Raw genomic sequence first — 23,892 nt, forward strand, 5'->3', positions numbered from 1 at the left:
CGGCATTCGGCGGGTCGTACTCCCATGCTGTAGGGCGCAGGAAGTCCGACCGCCGAACCAGAGGGAGCAGCCAGTGACGTCGTCCCCGCCCGAGGACAGCGCCGGCGCGGAGCGCGCGGACGCCGTGGACGGCACCGGCGCCGACGCCCGGACGAACGCGGCCGGGGAGGCGCCGGCGGCCCGTCCGCTGGAGATCGCCGTCTTCACCGGCCCGGAATCGGCCTTCTTCGCCACCTCCACCCTGATCCTCGGCGAGCGAACCGCGATCCTGGTCGACGCCCAGCTCACCCGCAGCGCCGGCCGTGAGCTGGCCGAATGGGTGGCGGGCAAGGGCCGCCGGCTGCTGGCCATCGTCATCACCCACCAGCACCCCGACCACTACTTCGGCGCCGAGGAAGTGCTCAGGCTCTTCCCGGACGCGCAGCTGCTCGCCGCCCCGCCGGTGGTGGACGGCATCCTGCGGACCGCCGCCGCGAAGGTCGCCCAGTGGAAGCCCGTGTACGGGGACGACATCCCCGACCGCCCGCTGGTGCCCGCCCCGCTGCTGCCCCAGCCGCTGATGGTCGACCGCCAGGTGATCCCGGTGCTGCTGTTCGGCCAGGGGGACTGCGGGGACTCCACCGTGGTGCACGTGCCCAGCGTCAGCACCGTGATCGCCGGGGACTTCGTCTACAACGGCACCCACGTCTGGACCGCCGACACCACCCCGGTAGAGCGCACCGCCTGGGGCCGCAACCTCGGCCGGATCGCCGAACTCGGCGCCGAGCGGGTGATCGCCGGCCACCGGGCACCCGACCAGGGCGACGAGGCGGCCCGGGTGCTCGCCTTCACCGGCGAGTACCTCCAGGACTTCGACCGGCTGCTGGCCGAGCACCCGGCCGACCCGGAGGCGCTGGCCACCGCGATGAACGAGCGGTACGGGGAGCTGACCCTGCCGGCCATTCTGGAGCTGAGCGCCGCCGCCAACACCGCTCGCCACCGGCACGTGGAGGAGGACGACGGGATCGTCGACGCCGAGATCGTCGAGGACGAGCCCGAGGACTGAACCGGACAGGCCGACCCGCGGCACCCGCGGCGGATACTGGCGGCATGACGCCGTACGACGTGATCGTGCCGGCCGGGGGCGCCGCCCGCCGGCTCGGCGGAGTGGACAAGCCCGGCCTCACCGTCGGCGAGACGACCCTGCTCGACCGCGTGCTCACCGCCTGCGCCGGCGCCCGGACCACCGTGGTGGTCGGCCCGGCCCGGCCCACCACCCGCACCGGCGTCCGCCGGACCCGCGAGCAGCCGCCCGGCGGCGGGCCGGTGGCGGCCGTCGCGGCCGGCCTCGCCGAGGTCACGGCCGGGACGGTGCTGCTGCTCGCGGCCGACCTGCCGTTCCTCGACGAGCGGACCGTCCACCGGCTCGTCACCGCCCTCGCCGAGGCGGACCAGGGCATCGAGGCCGCCGTCCTGGTCGACGCCGCCGGCCGCGACCAGCCGCTCGCCGCCGCCTACCGCACCGCGGCCCTGCGCACCGCGCTGGCCGCCCTCGGCGACCCGGCCGGCCTCCCGCTGCGCCGTCTGACCGGCGGTCTGCACACCCTGCGGCTGGCCGACACCGACGACGTCACGTACGACTGCGACACCTGGGAGGACCTGGAGCGTGCCCGCGAGCGTGAGGGGTCCGGGGGCCCGTGAGTGAGCGCTCACCCGCTGCCTCACGGGCCCCCGGGCCCCCGCGTGAGGGAATCGACGCGCGGCGCTCACCGGGCAAACACCTCGGCGAAACCGGTGATCAGGCAGCATGGGGCCCATGGAGCGCACGCTGGATGACTGGATCGCCGAGGTCGGGACCGAGCTGGGGATCGACCTGGACGTCGACGTCCACGGGCTTCTCGACCTCGCCCGGGTGGTCGCGCACGGGGTGGCCCGGCCCGCCGCGCCGCTGACCGCCTTCCTGGTCGGCTACGCCGCCGCGCAGCAGGGCGGCGGCCCGGAGGCGGTAGCCGAGGCGTCCCGGCGGACGGCCGCGCTGGCCGAGCGCTGGGTGGCGGCCGCGGGACCGGAGCAGCCGTGAGCACCATCGAGGAGGCACTCGTGCTCGGCCGCAGCCCCGCCGGTCCGCCGACGCTCACCTGGGCGCAGGCCCGGGAGACCGCCCGCCGGGCCGGGCTGCACCCGCTGCCGCCCGAGCGGCTGGACCTGGCCGACGCGCTCGGCCGCACCCTCGCCGAGCCGCTCGCCGCGCTCACCGACCTGCCCGCCTTCGACACCTCGGCGATGGACGGCTGGGCCGTCTCCGGGCCGGGCCCCTGGCGGGTCGCCGGCCGGCTGCTGGCCGGGGAGCCGGCCGGGGAGCCGCTGGCCGACGGCGCCGCCGTCGAGATCGCCACCGGTGCCCAACTGCCCCCCGGCGCCACCGCCGTGCTCCGGCGCGAGCACGGCGAGCGGGACGGGGCGCTGCTGCACGACCGGACCCCGGGCTCGCTGACCACCGGTCAGGACGTCCGCCCGCGCGGCCAGGAGTGCCGCCGGGGAGAGGCGCTGCTCGCCGCCGGAACGCCGGTCGGCCCGTCCGTCCTGGGCCTGGCCGCGGCCTGCGGCCACGACCGCCTCGCCGTCCGGCGCCGCCCGGTGGTCGAACTCCTCGTCCTGGGCGACGAACTGCTCGGCTCCGGGCTCCCGCGGCCCGGCCTGGTCCGGGATGCGCTCGGCCCGCTGCTGCCGCCGTGGCTGCGTGCGGCCGGCGCCGAGGTGGGCGCGGTGCGCGCCGTCCGGGACGACTTCGGGCTGCTCCGGGACGCCGTCCGGCACTCCACCGCCGACGTGGTGGTCACCACCGGGGGGACGGCCGCCGGGCCGGTCGACTTCCTGCACCGGGCCCTCGCCGAGGCCGGCGCCCGGCTGCTGGTGGACGGGGTCGCCGTCCGCCCCGGCCATCCGATGCTGCTCGCCGAGCTCCCGGGCGGCCGCCACCTGGTGGGCCTGCCCGGCAACCCGCTCGCCGCGGTGGCCGGAACCGTCACGCTGGCCCTGCCGCTGCTGCACGCCCGCGGCGGCCGGTCGACGGGCGAGCCGGTGCTCGCGCCCGCCGCCGTCGACCTGCCCGGCCACCCGGCGGACACCCGGCTGCTGCCGGTCCGCCGGACGCTGAGGGGCGTCGTCCCGTTGGCCTTCGACGGCCCGGCGATGCTGCGCGGACTGGCCCGTGCCGAGGCGCTCGCCGTGGTGCCGCCCGGCGGGGTGGCGGCCGGTGGAGCACTGGAGCTGCTGGACACCCCCTGACCGCCGTGCGCCCGGCTCCCGGTCTCAGCCGGCGGGCGTGACGGCCGGCCTGATGGTGATGACCCGGTCGGTGAGCTGGAGGGTGGCGGCCTCCGGATCGGTGTAGTTGAGCACCCGCCGGCCGCGCACCACCGCGACGACGAGGTCCGTGCACTCGCGCGGGCTGTGCCCGGCCTCGGCCCGGGTGACCGGCCGCTCGTGCATGTCGAGGCCGGTGCCGTAGGTGAGGAGGTCCTCCATCACCGCGCCGGTGGTCGGGCTGAGCATCGACATGCCGAGCAGCCGGCCCGCCGAGCTGGAGCTGGTGTGTGGCCCGGAGGGCTGCTCACCGTTCGTCACCCACTCAGGATGGCGTGGATGCCGCGCGGCGTGAGCCCGAGGTGGGTGCCTGGGCGTGTCGGTGCCCGGTTGTCGCCGGTGGTTAGAGTCCGGGGCATGACTGAGCAACCGCAGCCCCCGTTCGGCAGGTTCGAGTCGGTCGCCCCGGCGCTGGACGTCCGCGACCTGCTGGCCGCGCCGGTGGCCGACGCCCTGGAGAACTGGGACGACCGGGAGGCCGCCCGGTCCGTGCTGTACGTGGACACCGATCCGGAGAAGGCCGACACCGCGGTGTTCTGCGAGACCTACGACGTGCCGCCGGAGGTCTCGGCGAACTGTGTGGTGGTCGCCGCCAAGCGCGGCGGGGAGACCACCCTCGCCGCCTGCCTGGCGCTCGCGCACACCCGGGTGGACGTCAACAAGGCCGTCCGCAGGCACCTGGAGGCGCGCAAGGCCTCGTTCGCGCCGGTGGACACGGCGGTGGCGCAGAGCGGCATGGAGTACGGCGGGATCACCCCGGTCGGACTGCCGGCCGGCTGGCCGCTGCTGGTCGACGCGGCGGTGGCCGCCGCGCCGTACGTGCTGGTGGGCAGCGGGCGCCGCCGGGGCAAGCTGATCGTGCCGGGGCGGGTGCTGGCCGGCCTCCCGGGCGCCGAGGTGCTGGCGGAGCTGGCCGGCTGAGCCTTCGGCCCGGTGGCGTCCGTTCCGTGCGCCCCGGTGGCCGACTGGGCGGCGGGGGCGGCGGGTTGAGACTCCCGGCCGCGCGGGGCGCTCCCGCGCGGCGGGCGCCACGCAGTAGCTTCGGGGGCATGCATGCGATGACGATTCCTGAACCCGGCGGGCCCGAGGCACTGGTCTGGGCCGAGGTGGCGGACCCGGTGCCCGGCGAGGGCGAGGTCCTGGTCGAGGTGGTGGCCACCGCGGTCAACCGCGCCGACCTGCTCCAGCGGCAGGGCTTCTACAACCCGCCGCCCGGCAGCTCGCCGTACCCCGGGCTGGAGTGCGCGGGCAGGATCGTCGCCCTCGGGCCCGGGGTGGCCGGCTGGGCGGTCGGCGACGAGGTCTGCGCGCTGCTGGCCGGCGGCGGGTACGCGCAGCTGGTCGCGGTGCCGTCCGGGCAGCTGCTGCCGGTGCCGAAGGGCCTCACCCCGGAGGAGGCCGCCGCACTGCCCGAGGTGGTCTCGACGGTCTGGTCCAACGTCTTCCTCACCGCCCATCTGCGGCCGGGCGAGACGGTACTGCTGCACGGCGGCGCCAGCGGCATCGGGACGATGGCGATCCAGTTGGCCAAGGCGGTCGGCGCCCGGGTGGCGGTGACGGCGGGCAGCGCGGAGAAGCTCGCCCGGTGCGCCGAGCTGGGCGCGGACATCTTGATCAACTACCGCGAGCAGGACTTCGTCGAGGTGCTCCGGGAGGCCACCGACGGCGCCGGGGCGGACGTGATCCTGGACATCATGGGTGCCAAGTACCTGCAGCGGAACGTGGACGCGCTGGCGGTCAACGGGCGGCTGGTGATCATCGGGCTGCAGGGCGGGGTGCAGGGCGAGCTCAACCTCAACACCCTGCTGCGCAAGCGCGGCGCGGTGATCGCGACCAACCTGCGCGGACGGCCGCTGGCCGAGAAGGCCGCGATCGTGGCGGCGGTGCGTGAGCACGTCTGGCCGCTGGTCGAGTCCGGGGTGGTCAAGCCGGTGATCGACCGGGTGCTGCCGCTGACCGAGGCCGCCGCCGGGCACCGGGTGCTGGCCGACGGCGAGCAGGTCGGCAAGGTGGTGCTGCGGGCCTGACGGGGGCCGCCCGGGGTGCGGGGGTGGCGGGACGGTTGGTGCACAGTCGTTCGAAATGCCCGGAATGCCGGATTGTGTGAATCTGGTCGGGAGCTGTCCCGCCGCCGACCCCGCCTGTGCGCGGTCGGCCGTCGGAAGGACCTCGACCGTGGCCGCACCTTCGAAGACGTTCCTCGGGCCGCTGCCCGCCGCGCCGTCCTGCCGCTGTATCCGGGCCCTGGGCCGGCCCCTCCGCCGGGACGCCGGCCATCGCCGGGGCGGCCGCCGCCTGCGGCTGCTGCTGACGCTGGCGGCGCTCGGGCTCGCCGTGCCGCTGGGCGTCGCGCCGGTCGCGGTGGCGGCTTCGGGGGTTCCCTCGGACCCGCTGGCCGGGGCGGGGACCTCCTTGGTGCCCGGGGTGCCGTCCGAACCCTCCGAACCCTCCGAACCGTCTGTGCCGTCCGGGCCGTCCGGGCCGTCCGGGCAGGCCGAGCCGTCCGAACCGCCGGCGCCGGCCGGGTCGTCCGGGCCCGGCAGCGAACCGGCCACCGGGCCCGGCCGCTCCGGCTCGCCGTCCGCGGGGGCCACGACCGTCTCGCTGTCTCCCGAGGCCTCGCCGGTGCCGGCAGGTACACCGACGGGCACGGCGGGCGCGGCGCCGTCGCCGACCGGCACGTCCGCACCCGAGCCCGCGCCCTCGGCGAGTGCCGCCCCGGGCCGGGTCGCGCAGCCCTCGCCGGAGGTCTCCGGCCCGGCCGCCGCGCCGCCGCAGCACCAGGGGGTCCGCCCCTGGCCGGCCGCCGGCGGTCCTTGGGCGGACGTGGCCGGGCACCGGCACCGGCCGGCGTCGGTGCCCGAGCGCGCCGACGCCGCTCCGGACCGGACGCCGGACCGGGCGCCCGCGCAGGCCCCCGACCGGCTGCCGGACCGGGCGCCGGGCCGGCAGGCCGAGGCCGATCAGTCCCAGGCCGCGGCCGCGGCCGTGCCCGACGCCGACGCCCCGGCCGATGACGCCGCCGCCGACAGCGCGACGCTGGCGGCCGGCCAGGCCGCCCAGCAGGCCGCCGCCACCGGCCCGGCCGTCGTGCCCGCCCGCTGGGGCGACGCCTCGACGCTCCAGCTGCCGCTGGGCGCGGGCCTCGGCCTGATCGGCTGCGGCCTGGGGCTGATCGGCCTGCGCCTGCGCAAGGGCTGAGCCCGGGCGGGTCCGCTCCGCTCCCGCGCGCGAACTGAGTATCCGTACGGATACCGGGACACCGCGCGGGGGCGTACCGTCGTGCCCGGGCGGGCGGAACGGCCGGTGACGGCGCGACCGGGGCTTCCGTCCGACCAACCCCAGTGAGGGAGAATGTTGTTCATGACGAATCCGATGAACGAGCGCTCGCCGCAGGAGCTGTACCAGGCCATGGGCGGGCAGTCGCAGGACGGCCAGAAGGTGCTGATCGTCGGACCGGACGGGCTGCCGGTGGGCCAGGGTTTCGCCGGCCCGACGGGGGACGACGACGGTGACGGGCCGCGTGAGCTCCCGGTGACGGAGATGGTGGAGCAGCCGGCCAAGGTCATGCGGATCGGCAGCATGATCAAGCAGCTGCTGGAGGAGGTCCGGGCGGCTCCCCTCGACGAGGCCAGCCGCGCCCGGCTGAAGGACATCCACGCCAGCTCCATCAAGGAGCTGGAGCTCGGCCTGGCCCCCGAACTGGTCGCCGAACTGGAGCGGTTGTCGCTGCCGTTCACCGAGGACTCCATCCCCACCGAGGCCGAGCTGCGGATCGCGCAGGCCCAGCTGGTGGGCTGGCTGGAGGGGCTGTTCCACGGCATCCAGACCGCGCTGTTCGCCCAGCAGATGGCGGCGCGGGCGCAGCTGGAGCAGATGCGCCGGGCGCTGCCGCCCGGTCTGCACGGCGGCGAGGTGGAGGGCGAGGACCCCGGCGAGGGCCGCGGCATCCGCTCCGGCCCGTACCTGTAGGCCGTCACCCGCGGCCCGTACCCGGGACGGCGCCGGGCCCGGTCGGGGGCGGCAGGTCGGACGTACCGCCACGACCCGGGCCGGACGGACGACCGCACGCCGTACCACCGGGCAGTGGATCGCAGCTCGGACACAGTGTCGGCCCTGCGCCGATCACTGTCGCCGTGAGCCGATACCCTGAGCCCCTGTCGTCGCCGGGCGAGCCGCCGCGACAGGGGCGGGCAGGCCGACGGGCCGGGCCCGCAGCACGCACGGACGAGACCGAACGTCACGGTTGCGGCGGCAGGGCCGCGCCGAGGGGGAGCAGAGGACCATGAGCGAGCACGGCAACGCGGCGGTCGAGGGCCACTCCCTGGGCAACGGCAGGTACGTGCTGCAGCGGGTGCTCGGCGAGGGCGGCATGGCCTCGGTGCACCTCGCCTACGACAACGTGCTGGACCGCCAGGTCGCGCTGAAGAGCATGCACGCAGAGCTGGGCCGCGACGACACCTTCAAGGAGCGGTTCCGCCGCGAGGCGCAGTCGGTGGCCCGGCTGGAGCACACCAACATCGTCACCGTCTACGACAGCGGCGAGGACATCGCCCCGGACGGCTCCAGCACCCCGTACATCGTGATGCAGCTGGTCGACGGCAAGGGCCTGCGGGACGCGATCAACGACGCGGTCGCGCAGTACGGCGCGATGCCGGTCGAGGAGGCGCTGCGGATCACCGTCGGCGTGCTGAACGCGCTGGAGGCCTCGCACGACCAGGGTCTGGTGCACCGCGACATCAAGCCCGGCAACGTCATGTTCGACCGCAAGGGCACCGTCAAGGTCATGGACTTCGGCATCGCGCGCGCGCTGGACAGCGGCGTCACGTCGATGACCCAGACCGGCATGGTCGTCGGCACCCCGCAGTACCTCTCGCCCGAGCAGGCGCTCGGCAAGCCGGTGGACGCCCGCTCCGACCTCTACTCGGTCGGGGTGATGCTCTTCGAGATGCTCACCGGCCGGCTGGTCTTCGACGGCGACTCGGCGTTCTCGATCGCCTACAAGCACGTGCAGGAGGAGCCGTCGGCGCCGTCCAGCATCAACCGGGCGGTCAGCCCGGCGGTGGACGCGTACGTCGCGCAGGCGCTGCGCAAGGACCCGGCGCACCGGTTCCCGAGCGCGGCGGCGATGCGTGACGAGGCCGAGCGGCTGATCGCGGTGGAGAAGGGCGGCAACGGCAACGCGCTGGCGGCCAGCACCCCGCTGCTGATCACCGACGGCCCGCGCTCGGCGCACGCCGCCCCGCAGGCGCCGCAGACCCCGCAGCCCTTCCAGCAGCAGTTCCAGACGCCGCCGCCGGCCTTCCAGACTCCGTCGCCGCAGCCATTCCCGCAGCAGTTCCAGACCCCGCCGCCGGCGTTCCAGACGCCGCCGCCCGCGTTCCAGACCCCGCCGCCGGCCTTCCAGACCCCGCAGCCCTTCCCGCAGCAGGCGCACACCCCGCCGCCGCAGCCGATGCCGCCGTTCCAGCCCGCCCCCGCGTCGAACAGCGGCGGCTGCTCCACGGCGCTGGTGATCGTCGGCATCATCATCGGCGTGATCGTGCTCGCGATCATCATCATCGCCATCGTGGTGACCAGGGCCGAGAAGAGCAGCAGCAGCGCCACGAGCCCGCGCGGCGCCGAGCGGACCGCCACGGTTCTCCACCTGGACACCCCGGCCGACCGGAATGGCCTGCTCTGATGCAGCCCGCCCGAATCGGGCGTGCTACGGGGGAAGGCCCGAGGCGGTAGCGTTCGGGGACACGAAGCGACAGGGCACCGCGATCCGAGCGAAGGCCCGGGGCGAGGAGCGATGGCACAGACGCAGCATCCGGACGACGACGAGGGTGCCCGGGCGGCCGGTGGTGCCCCGCAGGCGCCCGGCGCCGGTGGCGACAACGCCGCCACCACTGCGCTCCCTCCGTTCGGCGGCGGCCCGCAGACGCCCGGCCGCGGCACCGCGGCCCCGCTCGGCACGGTCGGTGACGGACGTTACCGGCTGACCCACCGGCTCGGCCGTGGCGGTATGGCCGAGGTGTTCGCCGCGCAGGACATCCGGCTCGGCCGGACCGTCGCCGTCAAGCTGCTCCGTGGCGAGCTCGCCCAGGACGACATCGCCCGGCTGCGCTTCACCCGCGAGGCGCACGCCGTCGCGGCGCTCAACCACCACTCGATCGTCGCGGTCTACGACACCGGCGAGGAGTACGTCGGCGACGAGTCGACGCCGTACATCGTGATGGAGCTGGTCGAGGGCCGGACCGTCCGCGAGCTGCTGGTGGACGAGGAGGCGCCGCCGGTCGACCAGGCGCTGATCATCATCGCCGGGGTGCTGGAGGCGCTGGCCTACAGCCACCGGCACGGCATCGTCCACCGCGACATCAAGCCGGCCAACGTCATCATCACCACCACCGGCGCGGTCAAGGTGATGGACTTCGGCATCGCCCGCGCGCTGACCGGCACCGCCAGCACCATGACCCAGACCGGCATGGTCATGGGCACCCCGCAGTACCTCTCGCCCGAGCAGGCGCTCGGCAAGCCGGTCGACCACCGCTCCGACCTGTACGCGGCCGGCTGCATGCTCTTCGAGCTGCTGACGCTGCGCCCGCCGTTCACCGGCGACACCCCGCTCTCGGTGGTCTACCAGCACGTGCAGGACATGCCGGTGCCGCCGTCGCAGGCCAACCATCGGGTGCCGGCCGGGCTCGACCCGCTGGTGCTGCGCTCGCTGGCCAAGAACCCGGACGACCGGTTCCAGGACGCCGACGAGTTCCGCGCCCACCTCCAGCACGCGCTGCGCGAGATGCACGGCGCCGGCGGGGCCTGGGCGGCCGGCGCCGCGGCGGCCGGGCTGGCGGCCGCGGGCCAGGGCCACAGCGGCGCCACCCCGATGATCGGCACCGACGAGACGGCCGTGCTCGGGGCCGGCTCCGGTGTGCCGGGCGACCCGACCGCGATGCTGCCGTACCAGGTGCCCGGCGGCCCGCACACGCCGTCCGCGCCCTACCAGGGCGTCGGCGGACCGTACGGGGGCGGCAGCGGCCCGGGCGGCGGCGACGACGGCGACGGGCACGACGACGGCCGGCGGCGCGGGCCCTGGGGCTGGGTGGCCGGCGCCGCGGCGGTGCTGGTCGCGGCGGGCGTCGGGATCGCACTCGCGCTCAGCGGCAGCGACGGCAACCCCGACCAGAACCCGAAGCCCAGCACGCCGGCTTCGGTGGTCGTCACGCCGGAGACGACCGCGCCCTCCACGGGCCCGACCCCGACCACGGCGCCGACCTTGCCGACCACCAGCCGGCGGCCGCAACAGCCGACCGACAACAACAACAGCAACCAGAGCCCGCCGGCCGGCCAGTCCCCCAAGCACACGCCGACCCCGACCCCGACGGGCAGCGCGACCAAGACGCCGACGCCGACCCCGACGTCGACCGGCACGCCCACGGGCGGGGCGAGCAGCACCCCGACGGGCGGCGGGGCGACCGGCACGCCGACGACCGGCACCGGTGGCGGGGCGACGGGCACCCAGGCGCCGCCGCCCACGAAGCCCGTGACCCCGCCGGTGACCCCGCCGGTCGGCGGCGGGAACTGACCTCCCGGGTCAGTTGGCGAAGGCGTCCAGGACCTGCTCGTACTCCTGGCACCACCACGCCAACTGGCCCGCCGAGGCGGGGTAGAGCGGGTCGGCCCGGTGGTCGGCCCGCTGGTAGCGCCACTGGAGCATCCAGAAGTCGTTGAGCCGCTCCCACCAGACCCGGTGCACGGCGGCCGCCAGGTGCTCCGCTCCGGCGGCCCCGGTGGCCCGGTAGGCCTGCGAGTAGTGCCGGACCCGGACCAGGTCGAGCACCCCCGTCGTCCGGTCGTGGAAGACCAGGGTGGCGGCGCGGACGGCCTCCTCGGCGCGCGGCTGCACCCCCAGCTTGTCCCAGTCCAGGACGGCGGAGATCCGGCCGTCCCGGTGCAGCAGGTTGAGGCCGTGGAAGTCGCCGTGCGTCCAGCCGGTGGGCGGGGCGGCCTGCGGGGCCGGCCGCCGGTGGGCGTACTCGGCGAGCAGCTCCAGCCGTTCGGTGAGGCGTCGTTCGACCAGTGCGTCCAGTTCGTCGTGCGGGCGGTGCTCGTGGGCGCGGCGCCGTAGGTCGCGGGCGAGTGCGGCGCTGTCCAGCGGGTCGGCGCTACGGTAGCCGGCCGGCTGTGCGACCGGGGCGCAGACGTCGTCGAGTGCGCCGTGCAGGCGGCCGAGCAGCGCGCCGAGTGCGGCGCACTGCGGGAGGGAGAGGTCGGTACCGTGCCGGTGTCGGCCATCCACCCAGGGGAAGAGCGCGAACAGCCGGCCGCCGAACGCGGCCACCGTGTCGGCCCGTTCGGCACAGCCCAGCGGGGGCGCGACGGGCAGTCCGAGGGCGTGCAGCGCGGCCATCGCGCGGTGGTGGCCGGCGATCGACCGGCGGTTGGCGGTGGCGGCGTCGACGTAGCACTTCAGGAAGTACGTCCCGGCCTCGGTGGTCACGCGGTAGCCCCGGTTCAGCAGGCCCTCGGCGACCGGCTCGGCGGTCAGCAGCTGCCCGACCCGGTAGCGGCGCAGGACTTCCGCCAGGGCGGCGTGCGGGACGGGCGGGCTGAGGGTCCCTATCGGGGGAGCAGAGAGGTCGGGGCGGGCCGGGGCGCAGGCAAGGGTCTGGCTGAAAGTCACAGCCTGAGGTTAGGGCCCCCTGGCGGGGGTCCTTGACAAAACGTCAGTTCTCTGCATGCGTCGCGATAGCGCGGCCGGCGGGAGGGTGATGCCAAGTCAGTGGTGCTGGTCGGCCTGGTGCTGGTCCGCCTGGCGCCGGGCCACGTAGGCCGCGGCCTGGGTGCGCCGCTCCATGCCCATCTTGGCGAGCAGGCTGGAGACGTAGTTCTTCACCGTCTTCTCGGCGAGGTGCAGTTCGTTGCCGATCTGGCGGTTGGTCATCCCCTCGCCGATCAGGTCGAGGATGCGCCGCTCCTGCTTGGTGAGCTGGGCCAGCCGCTCGTCCTCCTTCTCGCCGCCGTTGCGCAGCCGCGCCAGCACCCGGCTGGTGGCGACCGGGTCGAGCAGTGACTTGCCGGCCGCGACGTCCCGGACGGCGGTGATCAGGTCGGTGCCGCGGATCGCCTTCAGGACGTAGCCGGAGGCTCCCGCCATGATCGAGTCGAACAGCGCCTCGTCGTCCGAGAACGAGGTCAGCATCAGGCACTTGATCTCCGGCAGCCGGGAGCGGATCTCCCGGCAGACCTCGACGCCGTTGCCGTCCGGCAGCCGGACGTCCAGTACCGCGACGTCGGGGTGGACGGCGGGGATCCGGGTGATCGCCTCGGCGGCGGTGCCGGCCTCCCCGACCACGTCGATGTCGTCCTCGACCGAGAGGAGATCGTGGACGCCCCGCCGGACCACCTCGTGATCGTCGAGCAGGAATACCCTGATTTGTCCGTTATCAGTCACCCACAAAGCCTCCCATATCACCGTACGAAAGACCTATCGCCCGCAGCGCCACGGGATCGTGATCCGGCCAGACCGGCGGAAACCGATGCCGGTAACCCCCTTACGTACGGGCCTTCGCCCGGATAACGTGCGCAGGTGTCCTGAAGGCGACCGAATTGAGAGCTGCGCCACACCCGCAGTTGTGGACCCTGAACAAGTAGGACGTCCTAGCGCAAGCGCGCCAAGGGCTGCCGCTGGGTAACGTTCTCGTGAGGGACGCCGTCGGAAAAGGATCACCACCTGCCTCGCAGTCGGTGCGCACACCCACGCGCGCCCCGCGAGGCGGTGACCGGACCGGTCACCGGCGACCCCGGGCGGCCGGACAGACCGAGGAGTGAACGTGACCGTCAAAAGCACGGCGAGGGCTCGCAAGAAGGCGGCCCCCGGCGTCCCTGACACCCTCCGCGCCACGGGTACGGACGCCCAGCCGGAGCTCGTACAGCTGCTCACCCCGGAAGGCGAGCGGGTCGAGCACCCGGACTACCCGCTCACCGTCACCCCGGACGAGCTGCGCGCCCTCTACCGCGACCTGGTGCTGGTGCGCCGGTTCGACGCCGAGGCGACCTCGCTGCAGCGCCAGGGCGAGCTGGGCCTGTGGGCCTCGCTGCTCGGCCAGGAGGCCGCCCAGGTCGGCTCCGGGCGGGCCATGCGCACGGGCGACTACGCGTTCCCCACCTACCGCGAGCACGGCGTGGCCTGGTGCCGCGACGTCGACCCGCTGAACCTGCTCGGCATGTTCCGCGGCGTGAACCACGGCGGCTGGGACCCGAACGAGAAGAACTTCCACCTCTACACCATCGTGATCGGCGCGCAGACCCTGCACGCCACCGGCTACGCGATGGGCATCACCAAGGACGGCTCCGACGACGCGGTGATCGCGTACTTCGGCGACGGGGCCTCCAGCCAGGGCGACGTCAACGAGGCCTTCACCTTCGCCTCGGTCTACAACGCCCCGGTGGTCTTCTTCTGCCAGAACAACCAGTGGGCGATCTCCGAGCCCACCACCACCCAGACCAAGATCCCGCTGTACCGCCGCGCCTCCGGCTTCGGCTTCCCCGGCGTCCGGGTCGACGGCAACGACGTGCTGGCCTGCCTGGCCGTCACCCGCTGGGCGCTCGACCACGCCCGCAGCGGCAACGGCCCGGTGCTGATCGAGGCGTTCACCTACCGGATGGGCGCGCACACCACCTCCGACGACCCGTCCCGCTACCGGCCCTCCGAGGAGACCGAGGCCTGGAAGGCCAAGGACCCGATCACCCGGCTCAAGGCGCTCCTGGAGAAGGAGGGCCTGGCCGACGAGGAGTTCTTCGCCTCGATCGACGCCGAGAGCGAGCAGCTGGGGCTGCGGGTGCGCGAGGGTGTGCGCAGCATGCCGGACCCGGACCCGACCCTGATCTTCGACCACGTCTACGCCGAGCCGCACACGCTGGTCGATGAGGAACGGGCCGAGTACGTCGAGTACGCGGCCTCCTTCGAGGCGGGGGAGAACCTCTGATGGCCGGTCAGCTCAGCATCGCCAAGGCGCTCAACGACGCGCTGCGCAAGTCGCTGGAGAACGACCCGAAGACCGTCCTGATGGGCGAGGACATCGGCAAGCTCGGTGGCGTCTTCCGGATCACCGACGGCCTGCAGAAGGACTTCGGGGAGAGCCGGGTGATCGACTCCCCGCTCGCCGAGTCCGGCATCGTCGGCACCGCGATCGGCCTGGCACTGCGCGGCTACCGCCCGGTGGTGGAGATCCAGTTCGACGGCTTCGTCTACCCGGCCTTCGACCAGATCGTCTCCCAGCTGGCCAAGATGCACGCCCGCGCGCTCGGGCACGTCAAGATGCCGGTCACCATCCGCATCCCGTACGCGGGCGGCATCGGCGCGGTCGAGCACCACAGCGAGTCGCACGAGGCGTACTTCGCGCACACCGCCGGCCTGCGGGTGGTCTCCCCGTCCAACGCGCACGACGCGCACTGGATGCTGCGCCAGGCGATCGAGTCCGACGACCCGGTGATCTTCCTCGAGCCGAAGCGCCGCTACTGGGACAAGGGCGAGGTCGGCGACGCCGCCGACCTGGGCCTGTACGACGCCCGGATCGTCCGCCCCGGCGCGGACGCCACGCTGATCGCGTACGGGCCGATGGTCAAGGTCTGCCTGGAGGCCGCCGCGGCCGCCGAGGAGGACGGCCGCCGGCTGGAGGTCGTCGACCTGCGCTCGCTCTCCCCGGTGGACTTCTCCACCCTGGAGGAGTCGGTCAAGCGGACCGGCCGCGGCATCGTGGTGCACGAGGCGCCGGTCTTCCTGGGCATGGGCGCCGAGCTGGCCGCCCGGCTCACCGAGCGGTGCTTCTACCACCTGGAGGCACCGATCCTGCGGGTCGGCGGCTACCACGCGCCGTACCCGCCGTCCCGGGTCGAGGAAGCCTTCCTGCCGGACCTGGACCGCGTGCTCGACGCCGTCGACCGCGCGCTCGCGTACTGAACCGGGGAGCGAAGATGACCACCGAAGTTCGCTCGCTCCGCGAGTTCAAGATGCCCGACGTGGGCGAGGGCCTCACCGAGGCCGAGATCCTCAGCTGGTACGTCAAGCCCGGCGACACCGTGACGGACGGCCAGGTCGTCTGTGAGGTGGAGACCGCCAAGGCCGCCGTGGAGCTGCCGATCCCCTTCAACGGGGTCGTCGAGCAGCTGTTCTTCCCGGAGGGCGCGACGGTCGACGTCGGCACCGTGATCATCTCGGTCGCCGTGGCGGGGGAGGCTCCTGCCGCTGCTCCGGCGGCCGCGGCGCCGGCCTCCGCTCCCGCTCCCGCGAAGGCCGAACCGGCCGAGCCGGAGCGGCGCGAGGTGCTGGTCGGCTACGGGCCGCGGACCGGCGGCTCCCAGCGCCGCGCCCGCCGGACGACCACGACCACCGTGGTCTCCGCCCCGGCCCCGGTCGTGCCTGTCGCGCCCGTCGCGCCGGCGCCCGCGCCGGTGGTTCCGTCGCCGGTGGTGCCGGAGCAGCAGAACGGGGAGCGGCCGTTGGCGAAGCCGCCGGTGCGCAAGCTGGCCAAGGACCTCGGCGTCGACCTGCGCGCCGTCACCCCGACCGGCCCGGACGGGGTGGTCACCCGCGAGGACGTGCACGCGCACGCCGCTGCGGCGGCCGCCGCCGCAGCGGCCCCCGTGGTGGCGGAGCCGGTGGAGGCGCCCGCCGCCGCGCCGGTGGCCGTGCCGGTGGCCGTGCCGGCCGAGGCCGCGGGCGACGTCAGGGTGCCGATCAAGGGCGTCCGCAAGGCGACCGCTCAGGCGATGGTGGCGTCGGCCTTCACCGCCCCGCACGTCACCGAGTTCGTCCAGGTCGACGTCACCCGCACGATGAAGTTCGTCCGCCGGCTCAAGGAGAGCGGCGAGCTGGGCCGGGACGTCCGGGTCAGCCCGCTGCTGCTGGTCGCCAAGGCGCTGCTCACCGCCATCAAGCGGCACCCCGAGATCAACGCCCAGTGGGACGAGGCGGCCCAGGAGATCGTCATCCGGGGCCAGGTGAACCTCGGCATCGCCGCGGCCACCCCGCGCGGCCTGATCGTCCCCAACATCAAGGACGCGGGCGGCAAGACCCTTTCGGGCCTGGCGTCCTCGCTCGGCGAGCTGATCGACACCGCCCGCCAGGGCAAGACCTCGCCGGGCGACATGCAGGGCGGCACCGTCACCATCACCAACGTCGGCGTCTTCGGCGTCGACACCGGCACCCCGATCCTCAACCCGGGCGAGGCCGCGATCCTCGCCTTCGGCGCGGTCCGGGAGCTGCCGTGGGTGCACAAGGGCAAGGTGGTCCCGCGTCAGGTGACCACGCTGGCGCTCTCCTTCGACCACCGGCTGGTGGACGGGGAGCTGGGCTCCAAGGTGCTGGCCGACGTGGCCGCGCTGCTGGAGCGGCCCAAGCGTCTGATCACCTGGGGCTGACGACCCCGGAAGCGATGAAAGGGGCCCTTCTCCGCACCGCCGTGCGGAGGAGGGCCCCTTCGGGTTTCCGTGCGTGCCGTCAGCGCTGGGGACGCAGGCGGCGCACGGCGATCAGGACGCCGGCGCCGAGGGCGACGAAGGCGGCGGCGGAGGCGGCGAGGAAGCCGTTGGTGGAGCTGGAGCCGGTCTGGGCGAGCTCGGGGGTGCCGGCGGGGGCGGTGGTGGCGGGGGCCGAGGGGGTGGCGGCCGGGGCCTTGGTGGCGGGTGCGGCCGGTGCGGCCGGCGCCGTGGTGGCGTCGGCGGCGGGCTTGGGCGGGACGGGCTTCGCGGTCGGCTTGGCGGTCGCGGAGGGCGTCGGCTTGGCGGTGGGCTTGGCGGTGGGCTTGGCCGGGGTGGTGGAACGCACCACCTTGAAGGTGTGGGAGCCACCGGACGCCGAGGGGAAGCCGTCGGCCTTCCCGCCGACGTAGACCTCGAGCTCGTTCAGGTCGGCGGTGGCGTTCGCCGCGACGGAGATGCGGAACCCGAAGTTGGCGGCCCGGCCGTCGTCGAGGCGCTTGGCCTTCAGGCTGCTGGTGTCCGCGAAGACCGTCGGGTCGCAGCCGTGACGGAGCGACAGCTTCTTCCAGCCGCTGGGGGTGGCCGCCTCGACCGTGAAGTCCTCGATCCGCGTGGCGCCCTTCGGGTTGTACAGGCCGAGGACGGGCGCGACGTTCTCGTACGGCGCGCCGGTGAAGTTGGTGACCCCGACGCCGACTTCGAGCTTCGGGCCCCCTGCGGTGATGCTCTGCCCGTCCGGGGTCATGTGGAACCCGGCCGCGAGGTCGCCCTTGTGCGCGGTGGCCGGGGTGACCGGCTTGGCCTCGGCGGTGGCCTTCGCCTGCGGACCGTCCCCGCAGGCCCAGGCGGTGTCGGTGGCGAGCAGCTGGACGCCGCCCGTGAGGACGGCGGTGGCGGCGATGGTGGCGAGGCGGCGGCGGCCGGAGAACGAGCGGACGTTCTTCGCAGATGCGGTGATAACGGACTTGCGCATGACGTGTCTCCCCAGGGTCATGGTGCTGATGGTGTGTTGAAGGTGACCGGCTGCCCGCGTCTGTCGAGCGGTAGCGCCCCCCGGCTCCGCCGGTCTCGCTCTCCGTGCCCTTCATCCGTATAGACGTGCATCCCCACTGGGGGTTGCAGGTGAGGCCAGAAGTTTTTTCGGAATCTTCGAGCGGCCCGTCGTGGGGGTCTCTCCGCGATACTTCCGGGATGGCAGAGGAGCTGACAACCCGTTCGGCAGACCGTCGTACCGACCCGGAGGAGCGCCGTTCGCTGCGGCGTGACGCCTCCCTCCCGGCGCTGCTGGCCGGGCTGGTGTGCATCGTCGTGTCGTTCTCCGGGCCGCTGGTGGTGGTGCTCGCGGCGGCGGCCGCCGGGCGGCTGGACCAGGCGCAGACCGCGTCCTGGATCTGGGCGGTGGCCGTCGGCAGCGGGCTGACCTGCCTGCTGCTCAGCTGGTGGACCAGGACGCCGGTGATCACGGCCTGGTCCACCCCGGGCGCCGCGCTGCTGGTGACCAGCCTCGGCGCGTACCCCTACCGGGAGGCGGTCGGCGCCTTCCTGGTGAGCGGGGTGGTGGTGGCGCTGTTCGGGGTGACCGGGCTGTTCGGCCGCCTGATCGCGGCGATCCCGGCCGGGATCGTCAACGCGATGCTGGCGGGCATCCTGTTCTCCTTCGGCGCCGGGATCTTCGGCGCGGTGAAGGGTGCGCCCGCTCTGGTGCTGGGCAGCTTCGCGGCGTTCCTGCTGGCCAAGCGGCTGGCTCCGCGGTACGCCGTCCCGGCCGCGCTGCTGGCCGGCGGGGTGCTGGCGGCGGTCACCGTCGGTCTGCCGCTGCACTTCGGCGAGGGCGGGCCGACCCGGCCGGTGCTGACCGTGCCGGCCTTCTCCGGGCCGGCGATGGTGGGCCTGGCGCTGCCGCTCACCATCGTTGCGCTGGCCTCGCAGAACGCCCCCGGCCTCGGGGTGATGCGGGCCTTCGGCTACCGGCCGGACGACCGGCTGCTGATCGGGGCCACCGGCGGGCTCTCCGTCCTGCTGGCGCCGTTCGGTTCGCCGGGCGTCAACCTGGCGGCGATCACCGCCGCCATCTGCGCCGGTCCGGAGAGCCACCCCGACCCGCGCCGTCGTTATGTCGCCGGGATGTCCGCGGGCGTGCTCTACCTGCTGGTGGGCAGCTTCGGCGGGGTCCTGGTGAGCCTGTTCACCGGGCTGCCGAAGGAGCTGATCGCGGTGATCGCCGGGGTCGCGCTGCTGGCCTCGTTGCAGGGCAGCCTGGCCGCGGCGGTCGCCGAGGAGCGCGGCCGGGACGCGGCGGTGGTGACCTTCCTGGCCACCGCCTCCGGGACGAGCCTGTTCGGCATCGGCTCGGCGTTCTGGGGTCTGCTGTTCGGCCTGGCCACCCACCTGCTGCTGGACGTGCGGCGGAGCGCGGACGGCTGAGGCCGCCGAGGTCACGGTCGGTGAGAATCATCCACCTGGTCGGACTCATGGGTATGACCGGGGTGATCCGGGTCGTTCGGCCAGGTCGGTGACTTTTTCGCCGGACGGGAGGGGAGACACGCCGGGCCGGGTACGTCTTCGCGTCCACCACCCGGGCGACGCCGGGTGACCGGATCCCCGAGGACGCACCCGTATGCCGCCTGGCAACCCTGGCCGTCTCGTCCGGAGTCTGGCCGCGCTCGTGCTGGTGTCCACCGCCGTACTGCCCGCCGCCCTGGAGCTGGCCGGCCCCTCGCCGTTCGGCGTGATCGGGCCCGGTGCCCCCGCCGACCGGGCGGTACCGCCGCACGCCGTGCAGCGGGCCGACCTGCGTGCGGCCGCCGCCGCCCCCACCGTCGACATAAGGCGGACCGGGGACCCGGCCAACCGGATCACCCTCGTCCTGCTCGGCGACGGTTACACCGCCGACGAGCAGGACGCGTTCCGGCAGCAGGCCGACCGGGCCTGGCGGGCGCTGATGGAGATCGAGCCGTTCCGCAGCTACCAGGGCTTCTTCAACATAAGGCGGGTCGAGGTGGTCTCCCCGGTCTCCGGCATCGCCGAGACCGAGAGTCACGGCCGCAACCCCGCCACCCCGCTCGGCATGCACTTCTGGTGCGAGGGCACCGCCCGGCTGCTCTGCGCCGACGAGAGCGCCACCGCCCGCTACGCCGGGGACGGCGACGGCCCGCAGTACCTGATCGCGCTGGCCAACTCCAGCGAGTACGGCGGCGCCGGCGGTACCGGGGTGACCACCCTGGCCGGCGGCAGCGCGGACGCCGGGCGGATCATCCAGCACGAGATAGGGCACACCGTGGGTGACCTCGGCGACGAGTACGACAGCGCGCCGGACGACGCCGACTACCCCAACCTCTCCACCGACAACGCCGACGAGATGCGCCGCAAGCAGACCAAGTGGTGGCGCTGGCTGGGTGCGGAGTCCCCGGACGGCGCCGGGACGGTCGGGGCGTACCGGAGCGCCAACGGGATCTACCGGCCCACCCCGGACTCGGTGATGCGCACCCTCGGCGGCGCCTACAACCTGCCCTCGCGGGAGGCGATCGTCGAGGAGATCTACCGCCGGATCCGGCCGACGGACGCGCCGGAGCCCGCTCCCGGCGAGGTCGCCGGCCGACCCCGGCTGGAGGTCCGCCCGCTGCCGCTGGCCGGTGCCCGGCAGCTCCAGGTCGAGTGGAAGGTGGACGGCGTCCCGGTGGAGCCGCAGGTGGCGGGCCGCAGCTGGCTCGACACCGCCAAGCTGGACCTCGCCCCCGGGCGGAGCGCCACCGTCACGGCCACCGTGCGGGACACCACCGACTGGGTCCGGGACGAGGCCTTCCGCGACCGGTACATGACCAGGTCGGTCTCCTGGACGGTGACCGGCTGAGGTGGTTCGTGCCCGACCTCCTGTGACCCCCGGCCTGGGCGTCCAATGATGGGATGACTAATCTGGGTGCACTATGCCCGTGGACCCTGCCTCCGCCGCCCGTCCGATCACAGTCCCTGGTCCCCGAGTCGACGCCGGTCCGTCCCCGGCCGCGACCCCGCACGCCCCGCCGGGCGGCCGTGCCGCGTGGCTGGCCTGGTCCATCGGCGTCAGCGTCTACGTCCTCGCCGTCATCCACCGCACCAGCCTCGGCGTGGCCGGGCTGGACGCAGCCGAGCGCTTCACCATCGGGGCCTCCGCGCTCTCCACCTTCTCCATCCTCCAGGTGCTGGTCTACGCGGCCATGCAGATACCCGTCGGCCTGCTGGTCGACCGGTTCGGCCCGCGCAGGGTGCTGCTCCTCGGTGTCCTGCTGCTCAGCCTGGGGCAACTGGCCTTCGCCTTCTCCGCGTCCTTCGCCCCCGCGCTCGCCTCCCGGGCAGTGCTGGGCTGCGGCGACGCGATGACCTTCATCAGCGTGCTGCGGATCGCCGCCCGCTGGTTCCCGGCCGCGAAGAACCCGCTGGTCGCCCAGCTGACCGGGCTCGCCGGCATGGGCGGCAACCTGGTCACCACGGTCGTTCTCGCCCAGGCCCTGCACCGCGAGGGCTGGACGGCCACCTTCGCCGCCATCGCCGTGCTCGGCGTCGCCGTCTTCGCCCTGGTTGCGCTGTTCCTCCAGGAGGCCCCGGCCGGTCCGCCGGCGTCCGCCACCGCAGCGCGGGCGCCCCGGCCGGCCGTCGGGCAGCAGATCCGCCACTCCTGGCGTGAACCCGGCACCCGGCTCGGGCTCTGGGTGCACTTCACCACCCAGTTCCCCGGCAACGCCTTCGGCCTGCTCTGGGGCCTGCCCTATCTGGTCGAGGCGCAGGGCATGTCCCGGGCCGAGGCCGGCGGGCTGCTCACCCTGCTGGTCTTCAGCAACATGGCCTTCGGCCTGCTCTTCGGCCGGCTGCTCAGCCGCACCGCCCGGGCGCGGATGCCGATCGTGCTCACCGTCATCGCCGCCACGTCCGCCGGCTGGGCCCTCACCCTCGCCTGGCCCGGCGGCCACCCGCCGCTCTGGCTGCTGGTCGGGATCATCCTGGTGATGGGCAGCAACGGCCCGGCCTCGCTGGTGGGCCTCGACTACGCCCGCTCCCACAACCCCGTCGAACGCCTGGGTACCGCCTCCGGCATCGCCAACATGGGCGGCTTCATCGGCACGATGATCACCCTCTTCGGCATCGGCGTCCTGCTCGACGCCCTGACCCCCGGCAACGGCAGCGGGTACTCGGCGGAGGCGTACCGGTGGGCGTTCTGCTGGCTGTACGTCCCGATGGTGCTGGGGACGGTGATGATCTTCCGGCTCCGCCGCAAGGTCGTGGCGGCTGCGTAGGGTTTCCGACCTGCGGAAAGGTGCTGACCCTCAGAGATCCTGAGGGCCGGCACCTTTCGATCAGCGCCCGTACTCGCGCATCAGGTCGGAGATCTGCCGCGCCGTCCCGTGGATCCGGGCGCCGTGCAGTTCCACGAGCAGCTGCCCGTCACCGAGCCGGGACGGTGCCGGTGCCGCGGCCATCAGGCGGACCAGGTCGACGAGCTTGAGCTTTGGGCAGCCCGGGATCGCCTTGCCGCCCCGGATGCCGACCCGCTCGACGATCGGGCAGGAGAAGTAGCCGCCGAAGGGCGGACCACCGTCCTCCTCCCGGCTCGGCACGGTGAAGACCATCTCCCCGTGCCGGCAGTGCACCGTCCCGTCGGAGTGCACGCGCACGCCAGGCCCGCCGTCGTGGTCGAGCCCGGCGATGATCTGCACCTGCTGGCCGATCGCCTCCGCCAGGGTCTCCGCCATCCGCCGCTGCTGGGTGGGGACGTCGGTGTCCCCGCGGCGGACGGAGGGGAGGAGGTCGATGGTGACCCACTCCTGGAAGGGGCGTGCGGCAGCCTTGTCCGACCTCATGAGCGTCGTAACCCTTGTTCCGAACAAGGGTTACGGCCCTCAGGTCCACCGTCCGGTGGTGGTGTGCCTCCAGGACCTTCACTGCATCGGTCGGATTTCCCCGGCCCAGGACGCGGCATACGTCGGCCGTGACGAACCACGGCTCGCCGTCGATCATCACGACCCTGATCGGCTGCCCCGTGACCGGAAGCTCGACCGCACCAGGACCATCTGCGTCTGTTCGTCGTCCATCTGGACGCCCCTCCTTCTTCCGGGTGACGACTGCCCGGAACAACGAGGCCGAACTACCGGGGTGCTGGTACCAAGTTGACGTACGGAGGCGCGAGGGGAACCACCCGGCGTGCGGCGGTGCGGGTACGCCGGGTGGGTGACCGCAGCCGCTACAGCGTGACGGAGAAGTTGGCCAGGACGCGGGAGGCCAGCTCCTGGTCGCCCTCGACGGTGACCGGGCCGGGGCGGCCGCGGCCGCAGGCGAGCCGGAGGTAGGTCTCCCAGTCCATGGTGAGCTGGACGTCGGGGGCCAGGCTGATCGACTCGTCGAGCGTGCCGAGGCCGCCGGCGTCGACCCGGACGGTGCGCAGGAACTCCACCGGGCCGGTGACGTCGACCACCAGTGCCGTCCCGGCCGGGGCGCCGGCCTGGTGGGCGACGGCCTTGGGCAGCAGCTCCAGCAGGACGTCCCGGGAGACCAGGGCGCCCGGGGCGTCGAGGTTGCCGGGCTCGCCGAGGGCCCGCCGGAGGTCCTGCTCGTGCACCCAGACGTCGAACGCCCGGCGGCGCAGCAACTCGTGGTACGGCAGCTCGCGGCTGTGCGGCCCGGCCGGCCAGCGGACCGGCTCGGTCGGGGTCTGCTTGGCGTTCCGCAGCGCGCGCGAGCGGCGGATGATCGTGTACTCCAGCTCGCCGGTCAGCTCGACGGAGGTGTGGCAGCGGCGCTTGTCGACCGGCAGCTCGATGTAGCGGGCGAACTCGCTGGTGACGTGCCGCAGGTCGCGGGGGAGCGAGTGGATCGGGCGCGGGTCGCCGAGCAGCTCGGACTCGATGGCGATGACGTGCGAGACGACGTCCCGTACCGACCAGCCGGGGCACTCGGTGGCCCGGTTCCAGGAGTCCTCCGGAAGAGGGGTCACCAGTTCCGATATCGATTCGATGGACTGCGTCCACGCCTCGGTGTAAGCCTGCACGGTCTGGTTGTCCGTCACGGGAATCTCCGGCCCTCCGTCAGCTGCCTTGCCATGCGCGCCCTGGCTCC

Annotated in this window: 19 protein-coding genes and 2 pseudogenes; 15 read left to right on the forward strand and 6 right to left on the reverse strand. The window is 74.1% G+C overall.

Annotated elements, in window-relative coordinates; genetic code table 11:
- Positions 1-73: 73 nt before the first annotated feature.
- The 3 genes and pseudogenes from OG286_RS20440 to OG286_RS20450 all read left to right on the forward strand — a co-directional run bounded on the left by OG286_RS20440 (position 74) and on the right by OG286_RS20450 (position 3,267).
- Entirely contained in the window at positions 74-1,045 is a 972-nt protein-coding gene (locus OG286_RS20440; RefSeq protein WP_405360567.1) for an MBL fold metallo-hydrolase, read from the forward strand.
- 44 nt (positions 1,046-1,089) lie between these two features.
- Positions 1,090-2,059 (forward strand): annotated as a pseudogene (locus OG286_RS20445) (NTP transferase domain-containing protein).
- 5 nt (positions 2,060-2,064) lie between these two features.
- Positions 2,065-3,267: a molybdopterin molybdotransferase MoeA gene (locus OG286_RS20450; RefSeq protein ID WP_396324352.1), complete on the forward strand. Its 1,203-nt coding sequence runs from the start codon at positions 2,065-2,067 to the stop codon at positions 3,265-3,267.
- A gap of 24 nt (positions 3,268-3,291) precedes the next feature.
- Here the strand turns inward: OG286_RS20450 and OG286_RS20455 are convergent.
- Positions 3,292-3,573: pseudogene (locus OG286_RS20455) on the reverse strand (Ion channel protein); the annotation flags it as partial.
- Between the two features lie 129 nt (positions 3,574-3,702).
- Between OG286_RS20455 and OG286_RS20460 the strand changes: the two are divergent.
- The 6 genes from OG286_RS20460 to OG286_RS20485 all read left to right on the forward strand — a co-directional run bounded on the left by OG286_RS20460 (position 3,703) and on the right by OG286_RS20485 (position 10,912).
- Positions 3,703-4,266, forward strand: coding sequence for a YbaK/EbsC family protein (locus tag OG286_RS20460; protein WP_396324320.1), 564 nt, complete (start codon positions 3,703-3,705; stop codon positions 4,264-4,266).
- Between the two features lie 128 nt (positions 4,267-4,394).
- Positions 4,395-5,372, forward strand: a complete 978-nt coding sequence (locus OG286_RS20465; RefSeq protein WP_405365649.1) for an NAD(P)H-quinone oxidoreductase — start codon at positions 4,395-4,397, stop codon at positions 5,370-5,372.
- 148 nt (positions 5,373-5,520) lie between these two features.
- Positions 5,521-6,546, forward strand: a complete 1,026-nt coding sequence (locus OG286_RS20470) for a hypothetical protein (protein ID WP_405365650.1) — start codon at positions 5,521-5,523, stop codon at positions 6,544-6,546.
- A 162-nt stretch (positions 6,547-6,708) separates the two neighbouring features.
- Positions 6,709-7,317, forward strand: a complete 609-nt coding sequence (locus tag OG286_RS20475) for a bacterial proteasome activator family protein (protein WP_396324317.1) — start codon at positions 6,709-6,711, stop codon at positions 7,315-7,317.
- Positions 7,318-7,630: 313 nt separating this feature from the next.
- The gene (locus OG286_RS20480) at positions 7,631-9,028 is read left to right on the forward strand and encodes a protein kinase domain-containing protein (RefSeq protein ID WP_396324316.1); all 1,398 of its coding nucleotides are present in this window, start codon (positions 7,631-7,633) and stop codon (positions 9,026-9,028) included.
- Between the two features lie 111 nt (positions 9,029-9,139).
- A complete protein-coding gene (locus OG286_RS20485) occupies positions 9,140-10,912 on the forward strand; it encodes a protein kinase domain-containing protein (RefSeq protein ID WP_396324315.1) in 1,773 nt (590 codons plus the stop codon).
- A gap of 9 nt (positions 10,913-10,921) precedes the next feature.
- Here OG286_RS20485 and OG286_RS20490 read toward each other — a convergent pair whose 3' ends face one another.
- Positions 10,922-12,010, reverse strand: coding sequence for a phosphotransferase (locus OG286_RS20490; protein ID WP_405365651.1), 1,089 nt, complete (start codon positions 12,008-12,010; stop codon positions 10,922-10,924).
- Positions 12,011-12,106: 96 nt separating this feature from the next.
- Complete coding sequence (locus OG286_RS20495) at positions 12,107-12,781, reverse strand: response regulator (protein ID WP_405365652.1); 675 nt, start codon at positions 12,779-12,781, stop codon at positions 12,107-12,109.
- A 379-nt stretch (positions 12,782-13,160) separates the two neighbouring features.
- Here OG286_RS20495 and pdhA point away from each other — a divergent pair, with 379 nt between their 5' ends.
- From pdhA to OG286_RS20510, 3 genes are read left to right on the forward strand one after another with little or no spacing between them, the layout of a single operon-like run.
- The gene (pdhA, locus tag OG286_RS20500) at positions 13,161-14,315 is read left to right on the forward strand and encodes a pyruvate dehydrogenase (acetyl-transferring) E1 component subunit alpha (RefSeq protein WP_396324312.1); all 1,155 of its coding nucleotides are present in this window, start codon (positions 13,161-13,163) and stop codon (positions 14,313-14,315) included.
- The gene (locus OG286_RS20505) at positions 14,315-15,289 is read left to right on the forward strand and encodes an alpha-ketoacid dehydrogenase subunit beta (RefSeq protein ID WP_396324311.1); all 975 of its coding nucleotides are present in this window, start codon (positions 14,315-14,317) and stop codon (positions 15,287-15,289) included. Before pdhA ends, OG286_RS20505 begins: the two co-directional genes overlap by 1 nt.
- 14 nt (positions 15,290-15,303) lie before the next feature.
- On the forward strand, positions 15,304-16,749 hold the full coding sequence (locus tag OG286_RS20510; RefSeq protein WP_396324310.1) for a dihydrolipoamide acetyltransferase family protein: 1,446 nt from the start codon (positions 15,304-15,306) through the stop codon (positions 16,747-16,749).
- A 79-nt stretch (positions 16,750-16,828) separates the two neighbouring features.
- On the opposite strand, the gene OG286_RS20515 is transcribed toward OG286_RS20510, so the two are convergent.
- Positions 16,829-17,782 carry an LPXTG cell wall anchor domain-containing protein gene (locus OG286_RS20515; protein WP_405365653.1) on the reverse strand — a complete coding sequence of 318 codons (954 nt, stop codon included), beginning with the start codon at positions 17,780-17,782 and terminating at the stop codon, positions 16,829-16,831.
- A 218-nt stretch (positions 17,783-18,000) separates the two neighbouring features.
- Between OG286_RS20515 and OG286_RS20520 the strand changes: the two genes are divergently transcribed.
- From OG286_RS20520 to OG286_RS20530, 3 genes are all read left to right on the forward strand, one after another.
- Positions 18,001-19,233, forward strand: coding sequence for a benzoate/H(+) symporter BenE family transporter (locus OG286_RS20520; protein ID WP_396324308.1), 1,233 nt, complete (start codon positions 18,001-18,003; stop codon positions 19,231-19,233).
- 193 nt (positions 19,234-19,426) lie between these two features.
- On the forward strand, positions 19,427-20,659 hold the full coding sequence (locus OG286_RS20525) for a M64 family metallopeptidase (RefSeq protein WP_396324307.1): 1,233 nt from the start codon (positions 19,427-19,429) through the stop codon (positions 20,657-20,659).
- 73 nt (positions 20,660-20,732) lie between these two features.
- Positions 20,733-22,076, forward strand: a complete 1,344-nt coding sequence (locus OG286_RS20530; RefSeq protein WP_396324306.1) for a nitrate/nitrite transporter — start codon at positions 20,733-20,735, stop codon at positions 22,074-22,076.
- Between the two features lie 60 nt (positions 22,077-22,136).
- On the opposite strand, the gene OG286_RS20535 is transcribed toward OG286_RS20530, so the two are convergent.
- On the reverse strand, positions 22,137-22,640 hold the full coding sequence (locus OG286_RS20535) for a hypothetical protein (protein ID WP_396324305.1): 504 nt from the start codon (positions 22,638-22,640) through the stop codon (positions 22,137-22,139).
- A 380-nt stretch (positions 22,641-23,020) separates the two neighbouring features.
- Positions 23,021-23,842 (reverse strand): maleylpyruvate isomerase family mycothiol-dependent enzyme, encoded by an 822-nt coding sequence (locus tag OG286_RS20540; protein ID WP_396324304.1) that lies wholly within the window; start codon positions 23,840-23,842, stop codon positions 23,021-23,023.
- Positions 23,843-23,892: the final 50 nt, after the last annotated feature.

Source organism: Kitasatospora sp. NBC_00039 (assembly GCF_045160625.1).
In the GTDB taxonomy this organism is placed as follows: domain Bacteria; phylum Actinomycetota; class Actinomycetes; order Streptomycetales; family Streptomycetaceae; genus Kitasatospora.

Coding starts and splice junctions, on each gene's coding strand:
- OG286_RS20530 (WP_396324306.1), top strand. CDS start 20,733: ATGCCCGTGGACCCTGCCTCCGCCGCCCGTCCGATCACAGTCCCTGGT.
- OG286_RS20465 (WP_405365649.1), top strand. CDS start 4,395: ATGCATGCGATGACGATTCCTGAACCCGGCGGGCCCGAGGCACTGGTC.
- OG286_RS20480 (WP_396324316.1), top strand. CDS start 7,631: ATGAGCGAGCACGGCAACGCGGCGGTCGAGGGCCACTCCCTGGGCAAC.
- OG286_RS20505 (WP_396324311.1), top strand. CDS start 14,315: ATGGCCGGTCAGCTCAGCATCGCCAAGGCGCTCAACGACGCGCTGCGC.
- OG286_RS20515 (WP_405365653.1), bottom strand. CDS start 17,782: ATGCGCAAGTCCGTTATCACCGCATCTGCGAAGAACGTCCGCTCGTTC.
- OG286_RS20520 (WP_396324308.1), top strand. CDS start 18,001: ATGGCAGAGGAGCTGACAACCCGTTCGGCAGACCGTCGTACCGACCCG.
- OG286_RS20475 (WP_396324317.1), top strand. CDS start 6,709: ATGACGAATCCGATGAACGAGCGCTCGCCGCAGGAGCTGTACCAGGCC.
- OG286_RS20510 (WP_396324310.1), top strand. CDS start 15,304: ATGACCACCGAAGTTCGCTCGCTCCGCGAGTTCAAGATGCCCGACGTG.
- OG286_RS20525 (WP_396324307.1), top strand. CDS start 19,427: ATGCCGCCTGGCAACCCTGGCCGTCTCGTCCGGAGTCTGGCCGCGCTC.
- OG286_RS20535 (WP_396324305.1), bottom strand. CDS start 22,640: ATGAGGTCGGACAAGGCTGCCGCACGCCCCTTCCAGGAGTGGGTCACC.
- OG286_RS20460 (WP_396324320.1), top strand. CDS start 3,703: ATGACTGAGCAACCGCAGCCCCCGTTCGGCAGGTTCGAGTCGGTCGCC.
- OG286_RS20485 (WP_396324315.1), top strand. CDS start 9,140: ATGGCACAGACGCAGCATCCGGACGACGACGAGGGTGCCCGGGCGGCC.